The 20,145-nt window shown below is 71.4% G+C and carries 15 protein-coding genes; 2 read left to right on the top strand and 13 right to left on the bottom strand.

The features are described from left to right. Nucleotides 1-39: 39 nt before the first annotated feature. The 7 genes from DEJ22_RS06505 to dusB all read right to left on the bottom strand — a co-directional run bounded on the left by DEJ22_RS06505 (nucleotide 40) and on the right by dusB (nucleotide 10,980). Nucleotides 40-1,725, bottom strand: a complete 1,686-nt coding sequence (locus DEJ22_RS06505; RefSeq protein WP_111225859.1) for an ABC transporter ATP-binding protein — start codon at nucleotides 1,723-1,725, stop codon at nucleotides 40-42. Continuing rightward, a complete protein-coding gene (locus tag DEJ22_RS06500) occupies nucleotides 1,722-2,717 on the bottom strand; it encodes an ABC transporter permease (protein WP_111225858.1) in 996 nt (331 codons plus the stop codon). Before DEJ22_RS06500 ends, DEJ22_RS06505 begins: the two co-directional genes overlap by 4 nt. Nucleotides 2,718-2,719: 2 nt before the next feature. Then, the gene (locus DEJ22_RS06495; RefSeq protein ID WP_111225857.1) at nucleotides 2,720-3,826 is read right to left on the bottom strand and encodes an ABC transporter permease; all 1,107 of its coding nucleotides are present in this window, start codon (nucleotides 3,824-3,826) and stop codon (nucleotides 2,720-2,722) included. An 84-nt stretch (nucleotides 3,827-3,910) separates the two neighbouring features. Further along, nucleotides 3,911-5,527, bottom strand: coding sequence for an ABC transporter substrate-binding protein (locus tag DEJ22_RS06490; RefSeq protein ID WP_111225856.1), 1,617 nt, complete (start codon nucleotides 5,525-5,527; stop codon nucleotides 3,911-3,913). Between the two features lie 790 nt (nucleotides 5,528-6,317). Then, on the bottom strand, nucleotides 6,318-8,243 hold the full coding sequence (gene dnaG / locus DEJ22_RS06485) for a DNA primase (RefSeq protein WP_111225855.1): 1,926 nt from the start codon (nucleotides 8,241-8,243) through the stop codon (nucleotides 6,318-6,320). A gap of 278 nt (nucleotides 8,244-8,521) precedes the next feature. Continuing rightward, nucleotides 8,522-9,811 carry a deoxyguanosinetriphosphate triphosphohydrolase gene (locus DEJ22_RS06480; protein WP_111225854.1) on the bottom strand — a complete coding sequence of 430 codons (1,290 nt, stop codon included), beginning with the start codon at nucleotides 9,809-9,811 and terminating at the stop codon, nucleotides 8,522-8,524. Continuing rightward, nucleotides 9,808-10,980, bottom strand: coding sequence for a tRNA dihydrouridine synthase DusB (gene dusB / locus DEJ22_RS06475; RefSeq protein ID WP_111225853.1), 1,173 nt, complete (start codon nucleotides 10,978-10,980; stop codon nucleotides 9,808-9,810). The genes DEJ22_RS06480 and dusB overlap by 4 nt, the downstream gene beginning before the upstream one ends. A gap of 47 nt (nucleotides 10,981-11,027) precedes the next feature. Between dusB and DEJ22_RS06470 the strand changes: the two genes are divergently transcribed. Then, complete coding sequence (locus DEJ22_RS06470; RefSeq protein WP_111225852.1) at nucleotides 11,028-11,510, top strand: aminoacyl-tRNA deacylase; 483 nt, start codon at nucleotides 11,028-11,030, stop codon at nucleotides 11,508-11,510. Nucleotides 11,511-11,747: 237 nt separating this feature from the next. Here DEJ22_RS06470 and DEJ22_RS06465 read toward each other — a convergent pair whose 3' ends face one another. From DEJ22_RS06465 to DEJ22_RS06455, 3 genes are all read right to left on the bottom strand, one after another. Continuing rightward, the gene (locus tag DEJ22_RS06465) at nucleotides 11,748-12,482 is read right to left on the bottom strand and encodes a DsbA family oxidoreductase (RefSeq protein ID WP_111226376.1); all 735 of its coding nucleotides are present in this window, start codon (nucleotides 12,480-12,482) and stop codon (nucleotides 11,748-11,750) included. A gap of 63 nt (nucleotides 12,483-12,545) precedes the next feature. After that, nucleotides 12,546-13,931, bottom strand: a complete 1,386-nt coding sequence (locus DEJ22_RS06460; protein WP_111225851.1) for a glycine--tRNA ligase — start codon at nucleotides 13,929-13,931, stop codon at nucleotides 12,546-12,548. A gap of 112 nt (nucleotides 13,932-14,043) precedes the next feature. Further along, nucleotides 14,044-15,093 carry an aminotransferase class V-fold PLP-dependent enzyme gene (locus DEJ22_RS06455; RefSeq protein ID WP_111225850.1) on the bottom strand — a complete coding sequence of 350 codons (1,050 nt, stop codon included), beginning with the start codon at nucleotides 15,091-15,093 and terminating at the stop codon, nucleotides 14,044-14,046. Nucleotides 15,094-15,163: 70 nt separating this feature from the next. Between DEJ22_RS06455 and DEJ22_RS06450 the strand changes: the two genes are divergently transcribed. After that, complete coding sequence (locus tag DEJ22_RS06450) at nucleotides 15,164-16,075, top strand: LysR family transcriptional regulator (RefSeq protein ID WP_111225849.1); 912 nt, start codon at nucleotides 15,164-15,166, stop codon at nucleotides 16,073-16,075. Between the two features lie 190 nt (nucleotides 16,076-16,265). Here the strand turns inward: DEJ22_RS06450 and DEJ22_RS06445 are convergent, their stop codons facing one another. From DEJ22_RS06445 to leuA, 3 genes are all read right to left on the bottom strand, one after another. After that, nucleotides 16,266-17,063: an isoprenyl transferase gene (locus DEJ22_RS06445; protein WP_111225848.1), complete on the bottom strand. Its 798-nt coding sequence runs from the start codon at nucleotides 17,061-17,063 to the stop codon at nucleotides 16,266-16,268. After that, nucleotides 17,060-17,893 carry a DNA repair protein RecO gene (gene recO, locus DEJ22_RS06440; RefSeq protein WP_111225847.1) on the bottom strand — a complete coding sequence of 278 codons (834 nt, stop codon included), beginning with the start codon at nucleotides 17,891-17,893 and terminating at the stop codon, nucleotides 17,060-17,062. Before recO ends, DEJ22_RS06445 begins: the two co-directional genes overlap by 4 nt. A 400-nt stretch (nucleotides 17,894-18,293) precedes the next feature. Then, nucleotides 18,294-20,063 carry a 2-isopropylmalate synthase gene (gene leuA / locus DEJ22_RS06435; protein WP_111226375.1) on the bottom strand — a complete coding sequence of 590 codons (1,770 nt, stop codon included), beginning with the start codon at nucleotides 20,061-20,063 and terminating at the stop codon, nucleotides 18,294-18,296. Nucleotides 20,064-20,145: the final 82 nt, after the last annotated feature.

Here is a 20,145-nt window from a genome sequence, read left to right as displayed (position 1 = left end):
CGACGACGCTGGTCGCGCCTCCTGGCCGGTGGCGCCGGGTCAGGACCCGGCGTTCTCCAGTCCCACCAGCGTACGCCGTCGCTCCGCCTGTTCCGCCGGGTCCGGCACGGGCAGCGACGCGAGCAGGCGCTGCGTGTAGGGGTGCTGCGGCGCGCCGAGCACCTCGGCAGTGGTGCCCGTCTCGACCAGGTCACCGCGGTAGAGCACGGCGATCCGGTCGGACAGCGCACCGACCACGGCGAGGTCGTGGCTGATGAACAGCGACGCGAAGCCGAGGTCCTGCTGCAGCTCTAGGAAGAGCTCCAGCACGCGCGCCTGCACCGACACGTCGAGCGCGCTGGTCGGCTCGTCCGCGATGAGCAGCTTCGGGCGGAGCGCGATCGACCGCGCGAGCGACGCACGCTGTCGCTGGCCGCCGGAGAGCTCGTGCGGGTACCGGTCGCCGTAGGACGCCGGCAGCTGCACCATCTCGAGCAGTTCACCGACGCGCTTCCGTGCGGCCCGCGGGTTCGCGACCTCGCCGTGCACGACGAGCGGTTCGGCGACGCACTCGGCGATCGTGAGCAGCGGGTTGAACGAGGTCGCCGGGTCCTGGAACACGAACCCGATGTCCTTGCGGTGCCGCTTGAAGTCCCGCTCCTTGTAGCCGAGCATCTCCGTGCCGAGCACGTCCAGCGAGCCACCGGTGATCCGCGTGAGGCCGGCGATCGCGCGGCCGATGGTGGTCTTGCCGGAGCCCGACTCCCCCACCAGGCCGAGGACCTCGCCCGGGCGGATGTCGAGGTCGACGCCCTTGACGGCCTTGAACGCGTGCGCGCCGAGGCGGCCCGGGTACTCGATCTCGAGCCCCTTCGCGCTGACGAGCGGTTCGACGTCGGTCGTGATCGCGGCACGGCGGGCGGCGCCGGTCGAGGCCTCGAGGCGGGGCACCGCGGCGAGCAGGCGCTTCGTGTACTCGGCCTGCGGGGCGGCGAAGAGCTGCGCGACCGGGGCTTCCTCGACGACCTCGCCCTGGTACATCACGGCGACCCGGTCGGCCAGGTCGGCGACGACGCCCATGTTGTGCGTGATGATGACGATCGCCGCGCCGAACTCGTCGCGGCAGCGTCGGAGCAGGTCGAGGATCTCGGCCTGCACCGTCACGTCGAGGGCGGTCGTCGGCTCGTCGGCGATGATCACGCTCGGCTCGAGGGCGAGTGCGCTCGCGATGACGACGCGCTGCTTCTGCCCACCGGAGAACTGGTGCGGGTAGTGGTCGACGCGCGTCTCGGGGTCGGGGATGCCGACGCGGCGCAGGTAGTCGACGGCCTTCGCGCGGGCCTCCTTCTTCGAGACCCCGCCGTGGGCTCGGAGGCCCTCGGCGATCTGCCACCCGACGGTGAAGACCGGGTTGAGCGCGGTCGACGGCTCCTGGAAGACCATCGCGCCAGCCGTGCCCCGGAGCTCGCGGAGCTTCGCCGCACCGACGCTGACGACGTCGGTGCCGTCGAGGTACACCGCGCCGCCGAGGGTCGCCGTCTCGGGCATGAGCCGGAGCATGCTGCGCGCTGTCACCGACTTGCCCGAGCCGGACTCGCCGACGAGGGCGAGGACCTCGCCGGGGCGGACGTCGAGACTGACGCCCTTGACGGCGTCGACCGCGCCGTTGTCGGTGGCGAAGGTGACGGTCAGGTCGTCGACGACGGCGACCGGCCGGTGCTGCTGGTCGGTGGTTGCGTCGGTCATGCCGTCGCCCCTTCCGTGCTGGCGGCCTGCTTGCGCGACACCAGCTGCCCGAGGCGGCGCCGGGCGCGGAGGCGCGGGTCGGAGATGTCGTTGAGGCTCTCGCCGATGAAGGTCACACCGAGCACGAGCAGGACGATCGCGGTCCCCGGGAACACACCGGTCCACCAGACACCGGACGCGACGTCGGACAGCGCTCGGCTGAGGTCGTAGCCCCACTCGGCACCTGCGGTCGGACCGATGCCGAACCCGAGGAAGCCGAGGCCGGCGAGCGTGAGGATCGCGTCGCTGGCGTTCAGCGTGAGGATGAGTGGCAGGCTCCTCGTGCTGTTGCGCAGGACGTGCCGCGTCATGATGCGCCACGGATCGGTCCCCATGACCCGCGCGGACTCGACGAACGCCTCGTTCTTCAGGCGCACCGCCTCGGCCCGGACGACGCGGAAGTACTGCGGGACGTAGACGACCGTGATCGAGATCGCCGCCGCCACGATGCCGCCGGCGTAGCTCGAGTTGCCGCCCGAGATGACGATCGACACGACGATCGCCAGCAGCAGGGACGGGAACGCGTAGATCGCGTCCGCCACGACCACGAGCACCCGGTCGAGCCAGCCACCGATGTACCCGGAGACCATGCCGAGGATCACGCCGATGGTGATCGACACGACGACCGCGACGATGACGACGAGGACGGCGGTCCGGGCGCCGTAGACGACGCGGCTGAACACGTCGAAGCCGCCGACGGTCGTGCCCCAGACGTGCTCGGCGCTCGGAGCACCGGTGCGCGGGAAGCTCTGGCCGTCGGCACCCTGCAGCTGGCCGAAGCCGTACGGGGCGATGAGCGGCGCGGCGATCGCGACGATCAGGTACAGCGCGCAGATCACCACGCCGGTGACGAGCATGCCGCGCTGCCAGCCGGTGCTCTTGCGGAGCTGGACCACCACGGGCAGCCGCTTCCAGAGCGGCTCGTGGCGGTCGACGAGCGAGGTGTCGGCCATCGCTAGAACCTCACTCTCGGGTCGATGAGCGCCGCGACGACGTCGACGACGAAGTTCGTCACCGCGACGATCACGGCGAGCATCGCGACGATGCCCTGGACCGCGACGAAGTCGCGCGCGGACAGGTACTGGTTGAGCTCGAAGCCGAGTCCACGCCACCCGAAGGTCGTCTCGGTCAGCACCGACCCGCCCAGCAGCATGGCGATCTGCAGGCCCATCACGGTGATGATCGGGACCAGTGCCGGACGGAACGCGTGGGTGCGGACGAGCCGCGCCTCCCGGACGCCGCGCGAGCGGGCCGCGTCGACGTACTCGGACCCGAGCGAGCCGATCATGTTGGCGCGCACGAGGCGCAGGAAGATGCCCGCGGTGAGCAGGCCGAGCGTCAGCGCGGGCAGGACGGCGTGCGACAGCACGTCACCGATGACCTGCGCGTTCCCGGTGCGGAGCGCGTCGACGATGTAGATGCCGGAGGCACCGGGGATGCCGTCCAGGATGAGGGACACCCGGGTGGAGGCGCGGTCGCCGAGCGGCAGCCAGCCGAGCCACACCGAGAAGACGAGCTTCAGGAGCAGACCGCCGAAGAACACCGGGGTGGCGTAGGTCAGGATCGCCAGCGCGCGGAAGAGCACGTCCGGCCACTTGTCGCGCACGTAGGCAGCGAGCATGCCGAGCGGGATGCCGAGCAGCAGCGCGACGATGAGGGCGTAGAAGACGAGCTCCGCGGTGGCGCCGCCGTAGGTGACGATGATCTCGGTGATCGGGCGGTTGTCGGTCGACGTGGTCCCGAAGTCGCCGCGGACGATGTTGCCGAGGTACTCGAGGTACTGGACGAACACCGGGCGGTCGTAGCCGGCGGCGTGCAGGCGTTCCTGGAGCTGCGACGGGGTGAGCCGCCCGCCGACGGACGCGGTGATCGGGTTCCCGATGACGCGCATCAGGAAGAAGACGAGCGTCACCAGGATGAAGACCGTCGGGAAGATGAGGAGGAAGCGGACGAGGACGTACCGGCCGAGCCCGCCACCCTGCCCGCGGGCACGTCGCTGTGCCTGGGGCTTGGTGGGGTCGGTGGCCAGTTCCGATGTCGCCTCGGGGGTGCTGAGGGTCACGGGGACGGGTGCCTTTCGGTGCCGTTCGGGACGCGGCCACGGGGGCGCTCCTCGTGGGAACGCCCCCGTGGGCCGACGCCGGTGTTACTTGGAGAGGGTTGCGTAGCGGAACTTGTACGAGGAGTCGAGGGTCAGCCCCTTGACGTCCTTCGACGCGACCGCGACGGACTTGCCCTGCAGGAGCGGCAGCGTCGAGATCTGCGTGGCCTCGCGCTCCTGCGCCTGCTCGATCAGGTCGGCGCGCTTCGACGCGTCGGACTCCTGCTGCTCCTGGGCGATGAGCTCCTGGATCTCCGGGTCGTCGTAGTGGTTCTGCACGAAGTTGTCCTTCGAGAAGAACGGCGACAGGTAGTTGTCGGCGTCCGAGAAGTCCGGGAACCACCCGAGCTGGTACACCGGGTACGCGTCGTTCACGCGCTCCTGCGAGTACGTCGTCCACACGGTCGACTGCAGGTTGACGGTGAACAGCCCCGAGTTCTCGAGCTGCGTCTTGATGGCCGCGTACTCGTCGTCCGAGGTCGAGCCGTAGTGGTCCGGCGAGTACTGCAGGTCGATCTGGACCTTGCCGTCGACGCCCGCCTTCGACAAGGTCTCCTTCGCCTTGTCGACGTCGGGGCCGCCGTCGCCGTCGCCGTAGAGCTCCTCGAACGGCTTCGCGGCACCCGTCAGGCCGTCCGGCACCATCGAGTACAGGGGCGAGTAGGTGTCGTTGTAGACCTCCTTGGCGATCGCCGCACGGTCCACGACGTCCGCCACGGCCTGCCGCACGGCGAGTGCCTTCGCCTCGTCGGCGTCGGACTGGTCCTTGCCGAAGGGCTGCGTGTTGAGGTTGAAGACCATGTAGCGGATCTCACCGCCGGGGCCGTCGTACACCTTGACGGAGTCGTCCTTGCGGAGGTCCGCGATGTCGGTCGGCGTCAGCGAGCGGTACGCCACGTCGACGTCGCCCTTCTGCACGGCGAGCTTGAGGTCGGTCTCCTTGGTGTAGTAGCTGGCGGTGACCTCGTCGGTCTTCGCCTTGCCGAGGAGCCCGTCGTAGTTCGGGTTCGCCTTGTACTGGATCGTGTCGTTCTCCTTGTACGAGGTGATCTCGTACTGCCCGGCGAACGCCTTGCCCTTGACGATGTCCGCCGCCGGGGTGAGCTCGTCCGCGGAGAAGACCTGCTCGTCGACGATCGGACCGGCGGGGCTCGAGAGCACCTGCGGCCACGTCTGGTCGGCGTGGTCGAGGTTGAACACGACCGTGGTGTCGTCCGGGGTGTCGATGCTCTTGAGGTTGGCGAGCAGGGACTGCGGGCCGTTCTCGTTGTTGATCTTCAGCTCGCGCTCGAACGAGAACTTGACGTCGCTCGAGGTCAGGTCGTTGCCGTTCGCGAACTTCAGCCCGCTCTTGAGCTTCACCGTGTACGTGGTGTCGTTCGTGAACTCGGCGCTCTCGGCGATGTCCGGCTCGACGTCCGGGCTGCCGACCGGGGTGTTCATCAGGAACGGGAACACCTGGTTCTGCACGGCGAAGGAGCCGTTGTCGTAGGAGCCGGCCGGGTCGAGGGACGTGATCTTGTCCGTCGTCCCGATGCTCAGGCCGTTCAGTTCGGTGTCGGAGACGCTGCTGCTCGCGCAGCCGGTGAGGACCAGCGCCGTCGCTGCCACTCCGGCGCCGAGCGCGATGCCGCGCCTACCCCACTTGGTCACGGATGCCATGTCCGCTCTCTCTCTTGGTGATGGTTCGCAAGGGGCTCGCGGCGGGCGGTGGTTCGACTGTGAGGCCCGCCGGGAACGCTCATTGGTACCACCCTGACACGGAACTCCACGATTCGAGGGAGATTTGTTTACACCCTTGTAATGCACGAGCGCGTCGTCCGGCGCATGATGTGCGCGTCCCCTCCCGGCGTGTCACGCACGAATGTTGCGTCCTGCAACGCTGGGGTGCAGGCCAGCCGAGCGCCGGATGTCGAGCGAGCGGCATCGGTCACGCTCGACCTCCCGGCCGACAACGCTCGCCCGCTCGGCGTCACGCACGCGGCGCGTCCTGCCCGCTCGGCGCCGTCGGATGCTCGGACGGCGCACGAGTCGTGGTCGCGCGACACGCCGCCCGAGTTGCGGTCGCACGACATGCCGCTCAGTGCGAGCCGCGACGGCGAGTCCTGCGACCGGGTCGATCGCGCGCGGCAAGTCGTGCGACCGGGACGACCAGGACGAGTGGCTGGCGACGGCGGGGCGCCGGGCGGGCTGAATGCGTCACGCGCACCGTCCCCGAGCGACGACTCCCGCTCGCTGGACGTCTCGCAGGCGGCGTGTCCTGCCCGTTCGGCGCCGGAAGGTCGCGGCCGGATTGCGGTCGCAGGACATGCAGTTCCGTCCGGGTCGAGACGGCACGTCGTGCGCCCGGAACGAGCGCGCACTGCCTGTCGTGCAAGCGGAACGAGTGCAGACGACCGGAACGAGCCCGGTCGCGCGAGCCGGCACCGACGAGACGGCCAGCCGGCGGCCCTCAGCCCTGCGCTGCCGCCTCGGCGTCGGCTCGGAGCCGCATCCGCTGCGCGTCGATGTCGACGAGCTGGCGCTGGATCTCCGCACGACGGTCGGCCTGCTCGTGCGGGTCGGCCCGCTGCAGCTGCCCGAGCAGCGAGGCCTTGCGAGCGAGCAGGTCCCGCTCGACCAGGGCCACGACGATGCTCCGGGCGTAGAGCGCCAGGTCCTCGTCGGTCCGGGCCGGGATCGGCGCCAGCGCGAGCTCCTGCACGAGCGAACGGAACGGCGCCGGGACGTCCTGCAGCAACCGGTCGAGCCAGTCCCCCGCGCCGATCGACTCGACGTTGGCGACGACCGCGTCCCGCACGACCGAGAGCATCGGGGCCGAGAAGGTCGCACCGGCGGCGAGCCAGATGAGCGGCGCCCCGACGTACGCCGGCTGCTGCACCATCGCCATCACGGCGTCGCGCTCCATCCGGGTGATCGGGTCGTTCGGCAGCAGGCGCAGCCCGGCCACGGGCTCCTCTGGCGGAGCGACCAGCTCGCCACCCGGGCCGGCCTGGCCGACCGGCACCGTGCCTCCCGTCCGGTCGTTGCGCGCGGTCGTCGCGCGCTGGCGGGCTGCGTCGACGGCGCGGCGCACCTCCGGGATCTCCATGCCGAGCCACCCGGCGAGCTCACGGACGTAGCCCTGCGTGAGGGACCGGTCGCGGATCCCCGCGAGCACGGGCGCAGCGGCTCGCAGGGCGCTCACACGTCCCTCGACCGTCTCGAGGTCGTGCCCGTCGAGCGTGCGTCGGATCATGAACTCGAACATCGGGCGCTTCGCGCTGACGAGACGACGGATCGCGTCGTCCCCCCGCGCGAGGCGGAGGTCGCACGGGTCGAGACCGCCCGGCGCCACCGCGACGAAGGTCTGCGCGGCGAAGCGCTGTTCCTCGGCGAAGGCCCGCGACGCCGCACGCTGCCCGGCCTCGTCCGGGTCGAAGGTGAAGACGACCTCACCGTTGGCGTTCGGGTCGGCGCCGCTCACGTCGCCCAGCATCGGACGGAGGACCTTGATGTGGTCGACGCCGAACGAGGTACCGCACGTCGCGACCGCGGTCGTCACCCCCGCGAGGTGGCAGGCCATCACGTCGGTGTAGCCCTCGACGATGACGACCTGCTTGCCCTTCGAGATGTCCCGACGGGCGAGGTCGAGCCCGTAGAGCACCTGGCTCTTGTGGTAGATCGGCGTCTCGGGGGTGTTGAGGTACTTCGGGCCCTTGTCGTCGTCGAGCAGGCGTCGCGCACCGAACCCGATCGTCGCCCCGGTGACGTCGCGGATCGGCCACATGAGCCGTCCGCGGAACCGGTCGTACGGCGAGCGGTCGCCCTGGCCGGCGAGGCCCGCCGCGAGGATCTCGTCCATCGAGAACCCTCGGCTGCGCAGGTGCTCCCGCGTCGCGTCGTACGACTGCGGCGCGAACCCCACGCCGAAGTGCTGCGCGGCGGCGGGGTCGAACCCGCGCTCGCCGAGGAAGCGTCGGGCCGGCTCCGCGGCCGCGGAGGTGAGCTGTGACTGGAAGAACTCCAGCGCCGCCTCGTTCGCGGCGATGAGCCGGGCCCGCTGGTTGTAGTCGGTGCGGGGGCCGTCGCCCTCTTCGTAGTGGAGCGTGAAGCCGATCTTGGCGGCCATCCGCTCGACGGCTTCCTGGAACGTGGTGTGGTCCATCTTGATGATGAACTCGAAGACGTCACCGTCCTCACCGCAGCCGAAGCAGTGGTACCGGCCGACCTGCGGACGCACGTGGAAGGACGGGGAACGCTCGTCGTGGAAGGGGCAGAGGCCCTTCAGCGACCCGACGCCGGCCGACTTCAGCGTGACGTGGTCGCCGACGACGTCCGCGATGTTGACACGCGAGCGGACCTCGTCGATGTCGTTCCGCGCGATCCTGCCAGCCACCCCTCGATCCTAGTTCGTGCCGGTGCCGCCGGAGGACGGTCCGCGTCCGCCCGTGGAGAGCGGACGGGAGGCACGGTGCACGTCGACAGCGCTCGTCCCGGGCATGACGCGGCACCGAGACGCCGGTGTCACCGTGCGACGCCGTCGCACCGTCGAGACGGTCCGAGATCCGGCGGCGTCTCGGCGACACCGCGGCGTCTCGACAGCACCGCGGCGTCTCGACAGCACCGGGGCGTCCCGACCGCGCCGCGGGAGCCACGCTCCCGCTCCGGGCCGCCTCAGACCGCGATGTGCGTCGTCTCGCGGTCGCCGACCACGAGCCGCTTGTGCCACGCCAGGGCCCCCTGGTCCGTCAGGCTCGCGACCTGGTCGACCACGGCCCGCAGGCGCCCCGCATCGTCGGACGATGCACGCCAGTCCGCCGCGAACCCCGGCTCGAGGTCCGCGCTGCCCGTCGCGGCCAACGCGTCGAGGAGCTCGGTGAGCACCCGACGCTGGTCCTCGTACACGGGCTGCCGGTCACCGTGGGTCATGACGAACGCGGCGACGATCCCCTTGAGCACCGCGATCTCGCCGATGATCTCCGGCGGCGTCACGACCGAAGCCGCGAACCGCACGAGGGAGCCGGACGCGTAGGACTCCCGCGTCGCAGCGGTCGCCGTCCGAGCAAATCGTCCGATGAGCTGCGACGTGAGGTTCTTCAACCGCGCCATGTCCCGGCGGGATCCGTCGTAGGACGTCATCCAGAGCGGGAGCGACCGGAGTCGGTCGAACGCCTCGAGCAGTTCGTCCCGACTGAGGTCCGACCCGACCCACGCGTGCATCGCGGTGACGATGTCGTTCTCGCCGACCCGGTCGCCGAGCGCCGCGACGTCGATGAAGCCCGCGACGACCGCGTCCTCGAAGTCGTGCACCGAGTACGCGATGTCGTCGGACAGGTCCATGACCTGCGCCTCGATGCACCGCTGCCGACGGGGAGCCCCGCGACGGAGCCACTCGAACGCGTCGTGGTCGTCGTCGTAGAAGCCGAACTTCGTGCGGCCCGACGATGCCTCGGCGACTCCCTGCGCCGCCGGCCACGGGTACTTGCAGCTCGCGTCGAGCGAGGCGCGGGTCAGGTTGAGCCCGTACGGCCGGTCGTCGTCCGGTCCGTCGCCGTAGACCTTCGGCTCGAGCCGCGTGAGCAGACGGAGGGTCTGTGCGTTGCCCTCGAACCCGCCGATGTCCGCTGCCCAGGCGTTCACGGCGGTCTCGCCGTTGTGGCCGAACGGCGGATGCCCGATGTCGTGCGCCAGGCAGGCCGTGTCGACGACGTCGGGGTCGAGTCCCAGCGAGTCGGCGAGCTCGCGACCGACCTGCGCGACCTCGAGCGAGTGCGTCAGCCGGTTGCGGGCGAAGTCGAGTCCGGTGGTCGGGCTGAGCACCTGCGTCTTGGCGGCGAGCCGACGGAGCGCACTCGAGTGCAGCAGTCGGGCGCGGTCGCGGGCGAAGTCGGACCGGCGGTTGCCGTGGGTCTCGGGCAACCAGCGCTCGGCGTCGGCCGGCCCGTACGATGCGGTGGCGCTCATCCGCCGCTGTGGTGCAGCTCGGCGGCGGCGAGCACCTTGCGGAACTCGGCGTCGACGTCGCGCGACTCGAGCCAGCGGTCCGGCAGCGCCGTCCGCTTCGGGTGACCAGCACGGCCGCGCGGCCCCTCGACGTCGGCGCCCGGGTACGGGGCCGACCAGTCGAGCTGACCGAGCAGGTCGTCGATCTCCTGCAGGCTCGACGCCATCGAGAGCGCCGAACGGACGTCGCCGCCGATCGGGTACCCCTTGAAGTACCACGACACGTGCTTCCGGGCGTCGCGGCACCCGTGGTCCTCGGACCCGAAGAACTCGACCAGCAGCTCGGCGTGCCGACGGAACGCGGTCGCGACGTCGCCGAGGGACGGCATCGCCCGGACGTCCTCTCCCCGGAACGCCGCCGCGAGGTCGCCGAACAGCCACGGCCGCCCGAGGCACCCGCGACCGACCACGACGCCGTCGCAGCCGGTCTCGTCGACCATGCGGAGCGCGTCGGCAGCGGACCAGATGTCCCCGTTGCCGAGGACCGGGATGTCCGTGATCGCTTCCTTCAGCGTCGCGATCGCCGACCAGTCCGCGTGCCCCGAGTAGTGCTCGTTCGCCGTGCGGGCGTGCAGCGAGATCGCGGCGACACCGGCATCACGGGCGATGCGCGCCGCGTCGAGGTAGGTCAGGTGGTCGGCGTCGATGCCCTTGCGCATCTTCACCGTGACCGGCACGTCGCCGGCGGCCTTCACGGTCTTCTCGACGAGGTCCTGGAACAGGTCGAGCTTCCACGGCAGGGCGGCTCCCCCGCCCTTCCGCGTGACCTTCGGCACCGGGCACCCGAAGTTGAGGTCGATGTGGTCGGCGCGGTCCTCGCCGACCAGGATCGACGCCGCTTCGGCCACCGTGTTGGGCTCGACGCCGTACAGCTGGATCGAGCGCGGCGTCTCCGACTCGTGGTGCTGGATGAGCTGCATCGACACGGGCGTGCGTTCGACGAGCGCGCGCGAGGTGATCATCTCGCAGACGTAGAGGCCGGCGCCGTACTCGCGGCAGAGGCGGCGGTAGGCCATGTTCGTGATGCCCGCCATCGGGGCGAGCACGACCGGCGCCTCGACCTCGATGGGGCCGATGCGCAGGGGCTTCGCCGTGCGGGACGCCGTGCTGGGCGTGTCGGTGATCGTCATACGTCCTCCATTCTCCCACGCGTGCCTGCGCCGGTAGCGTTCTCCACATGACCGACACCGCGATCGCCAGGTTCGACGCCGACGCTGCAGCCCGCGGGCTGTCGGTGGAGGTCGTCGAACGCCCCGCCGCCGACTCGCTCGAGGGTGCGGCCGCCCTGCTCGGCATCGAGCCCGGCGACATCGTGAAGACCCTCGTCGTGAAGCGCCACGACGGAGGCTTCCTGCTCGCCCTCGTACCCGGCGGACGCAGCATCGCGTGGAAGAAGCTCCGGACCGTCGTCGGCGTGAACAAGCTCTCGATGCCCGATGCAGCGACCGCGCTCGAGGCCTCGGGCTACGAGCGCGGCACCATCACCCCGATCGGTGCGACCGGCGACCTGCCGGTGTACGCCGACGAGCGGGTGCTCGGCCGTCGCATCGCACTCGGTGCGGGTCGCCACGGCGCGAGCGCCTTCGTCGACGGTGATGCGCTCGTCGCCGCCTACGACGCGACCGTCGCCGACATCACCGACGAGGAGCCCGTCCGGTAGGACGGACACCCTCAGTCGGGGACCTCGCTCCAGTCCCCTTCGGCCCCGGGACGAAGCAGCTGTCACCGTCGCAGACCGGCGCCCCACCGGGCGTGACGAGCGTCAGGAGGGCGGGGCGCGCCGCTCCCCGCGCGCTCGGCCGTTCCGCCGCTGGCGCAGCGGACCGGGACCGGCTGCGTGAGCCCGGACCGTCGGCCTGGAGGCTCGGCTCGACCGGTCCGGTCGTCGTCGCGCCCGTCACCGGGTCGCCTCGGCATCCGCTGCCGCATCGTCCGCCACACGCTGCTCCCGTGCCGCGAGTTCCTCGGGCGTGGTGTCGCGCAGCGCGACGACCTGGCGGAGCACCTGCTCGAAGGCCGCCGGGTCCTGCGCGCCGGAGACGCCGTACTTGCCGTCGATGACGAAGAACGGCACCCCGTTGATCCCGAACGCCTGCGCCTGGGCCTGGTCGGCACGGACGGCGGCGAGCTGCGCGTCGTCGCGCAGGGTCGCGAGGACCTCGTCGCGGTCGAGTCCGACCGACGCGCCGAGGTCGGCCAGCGACTCGTCCTGCCCGACGTGCTCCCCGCGCTCGAAGTAGGCGGTGAACAGGCGCTCGACCATCTCGAGCTGCTTGCCGTGCTGCTTGGCGAGGTGGATGACCTGGTGCGCCTTGACGGTGTTCGTGTGGCGCAGCGCGTCGTAGTCGTAGTGCAGCCCGACGGTCGATGCGATGCCGGCGACCTGGTCGATCATCTGCTGCGCCTGCTGGACCGGCAGCCCCTTGTGCTGGGACAGGAACTCGGCCTCGGTGCCCTCGAAGTCGACGGGGGTGTCCGGGCTGAGCTCGAAGGAGTGGTACTCGACCTCGACCGGGAGGGCGTCGGGCCCGGCGCCGAAGGCAGCCACCCCCGCCTCGAACTTGCGCTTGCCGATGTAGCACCAGGGGCATGCGATGTCCGACCAGACATCGACCTTCACGGAGTCGTTCACGCCGACGACAACGCGGCCGCGCACCGGGCATTCCCGGGTCGCGGCCGCGTGTGTCGGCTGGTGCTACGCACCGAGGAGGCGCTGCGCCAGGTAACCCTGCAGCTGGTCGAGCGAGACACGCTCCTGCGACATGGTGTCGCGCTCACGGACCGTGACGGCCTTGTCGTCGAGGGTGTCGAAGTCCACCGTGATGCAGAACGGCGTGCCGATCTCGTCGTGGCGACGGTACCGGCGACCGATCGCACCGGCGTCGTCGAAGTCGACGTTCCAGTACTTGCGCAGGTCGTCGGCGAGCCCACGGGCGACCGGCGACAGCTGCTCGTTGCGGGACAGCGGCAGCACCGCGGCCTTGACGGGCGACAGGCGCGGGTCGAGGCGCAGGACCGTCCGCTTGTCCACGCCGCCCTTCGCGTTCGGCGCTTCGTCCTCGTGGTACGCGTCGAGCAGGAACGCCATGAGCGCACGGGTGAGACCGAAGGACGGCTCGATCACGTACGGCACGTACTTCTCGTTCGCGGCCTGGTCGAAGTACCGCAGGTCCTTGCCGGAGGCCTCGATGTGGTTGTTCAGGTCGAAGTCGGTGCGGTTCGCGACGCCCATCAGCTCGCCCCACTCGGAGCCGGCGAAGCCGAAGCGGTACTCGATGTCGGCCGTGGCGTCGGAGTAGTGCGCCCGCTCGCCGTCCGGCACGTCGAAGCGGCGCAGGTTCTCGGGGTCGATGCCGAGGTCGGTGAAGAACGCGACCGAGTCGGCGATCCAGCGCTCGTAGTGCTCGTCGACGTCGGCCGGCGGCACGAAGTACTCGATCTCCATCTGCTCGAACTCACGCGTCCGGAAGATGAAGTTGCCGGGCGTGATCTCGTTGCGGAACGCCTTGCCGACCTGCCCGATGCCGAACGGGGGCTTCATGCGGCTCGTCGTGACCACCTGCGCGAAGTCGACGAAGATGCCCTGCGCGGTCTCCGGGCGGAGGAAGTTCAGCCCCTCTTCCGACTCGACCGGGCCGAGGTAGGTCTTGAGCATGCCGGAGAACTCACGGGGCTCGGTCCACTCGCCGCGGGTGCCGCAGTTCGGGCACGGTACCTCGGCCAGGCCGCCCTCGGGCTTCCGGCCCTTCTTCGCCTCGAACGCCTCTTCCAGGTGGTCGGCACGGAAGCGGTGGTGGCAGTGGAGGCACTCGACGAGCGGGTCCGTGAAGGTCGCGACGTGCCCCGAGGCCTCCCACACCTTGCGCGGCAGGATCACGGCGGAGTCGAGACCGACCATGTCGCCGCGCCCGCGGACGAACCGCTGCCACCACTGGCGCTTGATGTTCTCCTTCAGCTCGACGCCGAGGGGCCCGTAGTCCCAGGCGGAGCGGGATCCGCCGTAGATCTCCCCCGACTGGAAGACGAAGCCACGGCCCTTGGCCAGGGCGATGACGCTGTCGAGACGGGAGGACTGTGCCAAGGGGGACTCCTGTGGTCGCCGGACTGGGTGCCCGGTGCGGGAACGGTACCGGGCAAGCGTACCGGCCCGCCCGACGCGGTCGGCACGGGTGTCCGGACCTGTGGACGCCGGATCAGCCCACCGGTCGGAACGCGGTGGTGTCCCCCAGGACCTCGACCACTCGGTCCACGTCGGCATCGTCGTTCCACAGGTGGAACGCGAGCCGCACCCGGCCGCCACGCCCACTCGCGGTCACCCCGGCTGCCGCGAGCGCACGCAGTGCGGCGCCGTCGGAGTCTGCGAACGTCGTGATCGCCTGCCCGCTCCGTGCCGTGCCGAGCGCGTCGGCGAGCCGGTCCGTCAGTCGGGTGGCGTGCCTCCAGGCCGATGCCGCGTCGACGGACGCGAGGTGCCGGAGGGCCGCGACCGCGCCCGGCCACGCCGGCCACGCGGGCGACACGTCGAAGCGGCGGGCGACGCTCGCGAGCCGCATGTCCGGGCCGTAGCACGAGGACCAGACGTCCTCGCCCGCGTACCACCCCGCCTGCACCGGCCGGAGCCACTCGAGCGCGGCGTCCGAGAAGGTCGCGAACGCGACCCCTCGCGGTGCACACAACCACTTGTACGCGTGGGTGACGGTCACGTCGAAGGGCGCGGCGGACACCGGGAGCACGCCGGCGGCCTGGGTGAGGTCGCAGAGCGTCGCCGCCCCCACGGCTCGCGCTGCGTCGACGACGTCAGCGGGGTCGGTGACGGCACCGGTCGCGGACTGCACCGCGGACCACGCGACGAGCGCGGTACCGGGCCGGACCGCGTCGGCGAGGTGCTCCAGCGGCACGCTCCGCACGGAGACACCGCGGTGCGCCTGCGCGAGGAACGGGAACACGACCGAGCTGAAGTCGCCGTCGGGCACCACGACCTCGGCGCCGTCCGGCAGGGACGCGGCGACCACCGCGACCACCGCCGAGGTCTGCGACCCCGTCGCCACCCGGGTGGGGTCGACGCCGACGATGCCGGCGAAGAGCGCCCGGCCCTCCTCGACCAGGGCGCCGTAGCCCGCCGGTGTGGTCTCCGCACGCGACCACGCGTCGAGGTCGGCGCGCTGCGCTGCGAGCGTGCCCAGTGTGGGGAGGCCGGCCGTGCACGCCGCGAGGTAGCCCGAGCCGTCGACGAAGGAGTCCATGGCCCCAGCGTCGGACGTGCACGGGCATCACACCAGAGCAGGCTTCTTCGGGGTCCCATAACATCGCGTTGTGGAAGCGATCGAACCGCAGCTGCTCCGGGTCCTGCTCGCCGTCCGCGACGGCGGGTCGATCAGCCGCGCGGCCGCGACGCTCGGCTACAGCCAGCCCGCGGTGAGCCAGCTGCTGGCCCGGGCTGAGCAGCGCCTCGGACACGACCTGGTCCTCCGCGGAGGCCGCGGTGCGACGCTGACCGAGTCCGGTCGGGTGCTCGCCGACCACGCACTGCACGTCGAGGCCGCCCTGACCGCCGCGCGCGAGGACCTGGACGCCGTGGGCGGCCTCGCCCGGGGACGGGTGCGTGTCGCGGGGTTCCCGAGCGCGTCGTCGACGCTCGTCCCGCCGGTGCTCGCCGCGATGGCCTCGACCAGCCCGGGGGTCGTGACCTCCTACGTCGAGGCCGAACCGCCCGAGGCGATCGACCTCGTCCGCCGCGGCGAGGTCGACGTCGCGCTCACCTTCTCGCACGCCTTCGGACCGGACGACTCGGCTACCGACCCGACCCTGACGACGCGGGTCCTGGGGCGCGACCCGCTGGCGCTCGTGACCGTGTCCGCCCCGGATCGTCCGACCGGCCCCGCGGACCTCACCGCGTTCCGCGACGCCCGGTGGATCGGTGGGTGTCCCCGCTGCCGCGGACACCTGCTCGCGTCGTGCGCGGCGTCGGGCTTCACGCCGGAGATCGTGCTCGAGACCGACAACGCCGCGGCCGTCGTCGGGCTGGTCGCCGCCGGCCTCGGCGTCGCGCTGCTCCCCCGGCTCGCGCTCACCGCGACGGTCATCCCGCCCGGGGTGACGGTCACGCCGGCCGACGAGACGCTGGCGCGGCAGGTCGAGGTGGTCGTCACCCGCGGTGCCGAGCGGGTCCCGAGTGTGCGGGCCGCCCTCGACGCGGTGCACGGGGTCACCCACCTGCTCGGCTGACGAACCGGCCGGGAGGCACGGCGGACGTCCGAGCGCCGGGACGCGGCCACCGGGTGGCCGCGTCACCCGGTGGCCGGGTCACCCCGTGGCCGGGTCGCCCCGTGGCCGCGGCGCCTGGTGGCCTGGTCGCCCCGTGGTCGCGCCGCGGGGTGGTCGCACCGCCGGGTGGTCACGCCGCCCGGTGGTCGCGTCAGGCGGTCGGGGCGTCCACCGCGCCGCCGTAGCGTCGGTCGCGGCGCGCGTACTCCTCGATCGCCGCCCACAGGTCGGTCCGTCGGAAGTCCGGCCAGAGCCGGTCGAGGAACACCATCTCGGCGTACGCCGACTGCCACAGCATGAAGTTCGACGTCCGCTGTTCCCCCGAGCTCCGGAGGAACAGGTCGACGTCGGGCAGCTCGGGCACGTAGAGCCGCTTGGCCAGGGCCTTCTCCGTCACCTGGCTCGGCTTGAGGCGACCGGCCGCGACGTCCTCGGCCATCCCCCGCACGGCGTCGACGATCTCGTTCCGACCGCCGTAGTTCACGCACATCGTCAGCGTGCACACGTCGTTGTCGGCCGTCATGCGCTCCGCGGTCTGCAGCTCGTCGACCACGCTCCGCCAGAGCCGGGGCCGGCGGCCGGCCCACCGCACCCGGACGCCCCACTCGTGCAGCTGGTCCCGACGACGGTGGATGACCTCGCGGTTGAAGCCCATGAGGAAGCGGACCTCCTCCGGGGACCGCTTCCAGTTCTCCGTCGAGAACGCGTACGCCGACACGTGCCGCACACCGATCTGGATCGCCCCCGCGACGACGTCGAGCAGCGAAGCCTCGCCGGCCTTGTGCCCCTCGACCCGGGTCAGGCCACGCTGGTTCGCCCACCGGCCGTTGCCGTCCATCACGATCGCGACGTGCTCGGGCACGAACTGCGCCGGGATGGCGGGCGGCTGCTCCCCCGTCCAGTCGACGGGCTTCAGCGGCTCGGACGCGGCGGACCGGCGTGGGCTCATGCAGGGGTTCCTTCGTGGTCGGACGGGACGGGCACCGCGGGCGCCGGGGTGGCGACCACCGCTGCCGGTACCCCTCCCGGTGTCGGTGCGACCGGTGCGGGGTGCTCGCTGCGATCGACGTGCGGCAGTGACCGGAGCGATCGTTCCAGGTGCCACTGGGCGTACGCCGCCACCACGCCGGACGCCCGCGACCGTGTGCGTTCGTCCGAGGCGTCCACCGTCGCCCAGTCCCCCGCGAGGAGCGCCCCGAGCAGCCCGAGCGTGTCCGTGTCGAGCCGCGGCGTGCCGGGAGGTGCCGCCCGATCCGCCACCACCCCGCCGAGCTGCACGACGAACGCCGTGTGCGGCCCGGGCTCGCCCGTCACCGCGCAGTCGCCGAAGGAGGGCGCCCACCCCGCGATGCTCATCGCCCGCAACAGGTAGGAGTCGAGCGTGGCGCTCACCACGTGCTCGCGTCGGGACAGCGAGCGCAGTGCCCCGACGAGCAGCAGGTACTGCTGGAGCCCGGCGTCCGCCTCGCTCAGACGGTCTGCGGTCTCGACCATCGCACTCGCCGCCGTGTAGGCGCCGTAGTCGGTGACGATCTGGGCGCCGTAGGACCCGAGGCTCTCGGCCTGCGTGACGATGTCGAGCGACCGGCCCTCGTAGAACTGGGCGTCGACGACCATGAAGGGCTCGAGTCGCGACCCGAACTTCGAGGCCGTGCGCCGCACCCCCTTGGCGACCGCCCGGATCTTCCCGTGCTGCCGGGACAGCATCGTGACGATGCGGTCCGCCTCGCCGAGCTTGTGGGTGCGCAACACGACACACTCGTCCCGGTACAGCGGCATGCCCTCAGTATCCCCTGCTGCGCCGACACCCGGACCGAGCCCCCGCCGCGGTCGGGGCCGAACGGGCAGGACACGCCGCGCGGGTTCCGCCGGAAGGGTGCGATCCGTCGTCGGAGGGCGCCGAGCGTGACCGTTCTGGCCCGCTCAGGACACAGCCGATGCCGAGCCGGAGCCGGTCGCCGACTCCTGGCGCGGTCGGCGCCGAGTGGGCGGGACGCGCCGCGCGCGTTCCGCCGATCGGGTGCGATCCGTCGCCCGAGAGCGCCGAGCGCGCCCGATCGCGCGCGCTCGGCGGCGCCCGCCCGGCACCGCAGCCGGCCGTCCGACGCGGTCCGCGCGCACGGACGGGAGGCGCGGTGCGGGTCGGACCCGCACCGCGCCTCCCGTCCGTGGTGGCGTCCTACGCCGTGACCAGCTCCGGCGCACCCGTCGCAGCCCCGGCGCGGACCGCCCGGTTCACCGCGGAGACGATCGCCTTGAGGGACGCGGTCGCGATGTCGGCGTCGATGCCGACGCCCCACAGGCGCGTGCCGTCGACGTCGAGCTCGACGTACGCCGCCGCCTTGGCGTCGCCGGACGCGCTCATCGTGTGCTCGGAGTAGTCGTACAGCGTGACCGCGACGCCCTGCTCACGCATCACGGTGAGGAACGCGTCGACGGGGCCGGTGCCGACCGCGTCGGCGGTGACGGCACCCTCGTCGACACGCATCGCGACGCTGAGCTTCGTCGTGCCGTCGAAGTCGCTCGACGTCGCCGTCTTCGTGATCTCGTACCGGCCCCACTTGTCGGACTCGTCCTCGGCGGGCAGGTACTCGTCGCGGAACAGGTCCCAGATCCGCTCGGACGAGAACTCGCCGCCCTCGGTGTCGGTGCGCTGCTGCACGACGCCGGAGAACTCGATCTGCAGCTTGCGCGGCAGGTCGATGGCGTGGTCGGTCTTGAGCAGGTACGCCACGCCGCCCTTGCCGGACTGCGAGTTGACGCGGATGACGGCCTCGTACGAACGCCCGATGTCCTTCGGGTCGACGGGCAGGTACGGCACGGCCCACGCGATCTCGTCGACGGACGTCCCCGCAGCCTCGGCCTTCGCCCGCATCGCGTCGAAGCCCTTGTTGATGGCGTCCTGGTGGGAGCCGCTGAACGCCGTGTAGACGAGGTCACCGGCCCAGGGCTGACGCTCGGGCACGGGCAGCTGGTTGCAGTACTCGACCGTGCGCTTGACCTGGTCGATGTCCGAGAAGTCGATCTCGGGGTCGATGCCCTGGGTGAACAGGTTCATGCCGAGGGCGACGAGGTCGACGTTGCCCGTGCGCTCCCCGTTGCCGAACAGGCAGCCCTCGATGCGGTCCGCACCGGCCATGTAGCCGAGCTCGGCGGCGGCGACGGCGGTGCCGCGGTCGTTGTGCGGGTGCAGGGACAGGATGACGTCCTCGCGGTGGTCGAGGTTCCGCGACATCCACTCGATCGAGTCGGCGTACACGTTCGGCGTCGCCATCTCGACGGTGGCGGGCAGGTTGATGATCACCTTGCGCTCGGGGGTCGGCTCGAAGACCTCGAGCACGGCGTTGCAGATCTCGGCGGCGACCTCGAGCTCGGTGCCGGTGTAGGACTCCGGCGAGTACTCGTAGTAGACCTGCGTGCCGTGCTGCAGTCGGGCCTCGGCCGCCTTGCACATGCGCGCGCCGGCGACGGCGATGTCGACGACGCCCTGCACGTCGGTGCGGAAGACGACCTCGCGCTGGACGATCGACGTCGAGTTGTAGAGGTGCACGATGGCCTGCTTCGCCCCGTCGATCGCTTCGTACGTGCGGTCGATGAGGTGCTCGCGGGCCTGGGTCAGGACCTGGATCGTGACGTCGTCCGGGATCGCGCCGTCGTCGATGAGCGACCGGACGAAGTCGAAGTCCGTCTGCGACGCGCTCGGGAAGCCGACCTCGATCTCCTTGTAGCCCATCCGGACGAGCAGGTCGAACATCGCCCGCTTGCGCTCGGAGTCCATCGGGTCGATGAGGGCCTGGTTGCCGTCACGGAGGTCGACGGCGCACCAGCGCGGAGCGCGGTCGATGCGCTTCGTCGGCCACGTGCGGTCCGGCAGGTCCACGCGGATCTGCTCGTGGAAGGGGACGTACTTGTGGATCGGCATCCCGGAGGGGCGCTGCGTGTTCTGCATGGTCGTCGCTTTCGTCGTCTCGCCGGCATCGGCGCTGGTGGGGGCCACGACGGACTCCGCGACGAGGTGGGCCGTGTGTCAG

Source organism: Curtobacterium sp. MCSS17_007, assembly GCF_003234175.2.
GTDB lineage: Bacteria > Actinomycetota > Actinomycetes > Actinomycetales > Microbacteriaceae > Curtobacterium.
Note: the sequence above shows the minus strand (reverse complement) of the source record. Positions and strands in the feature narration are given on the sequence as shown.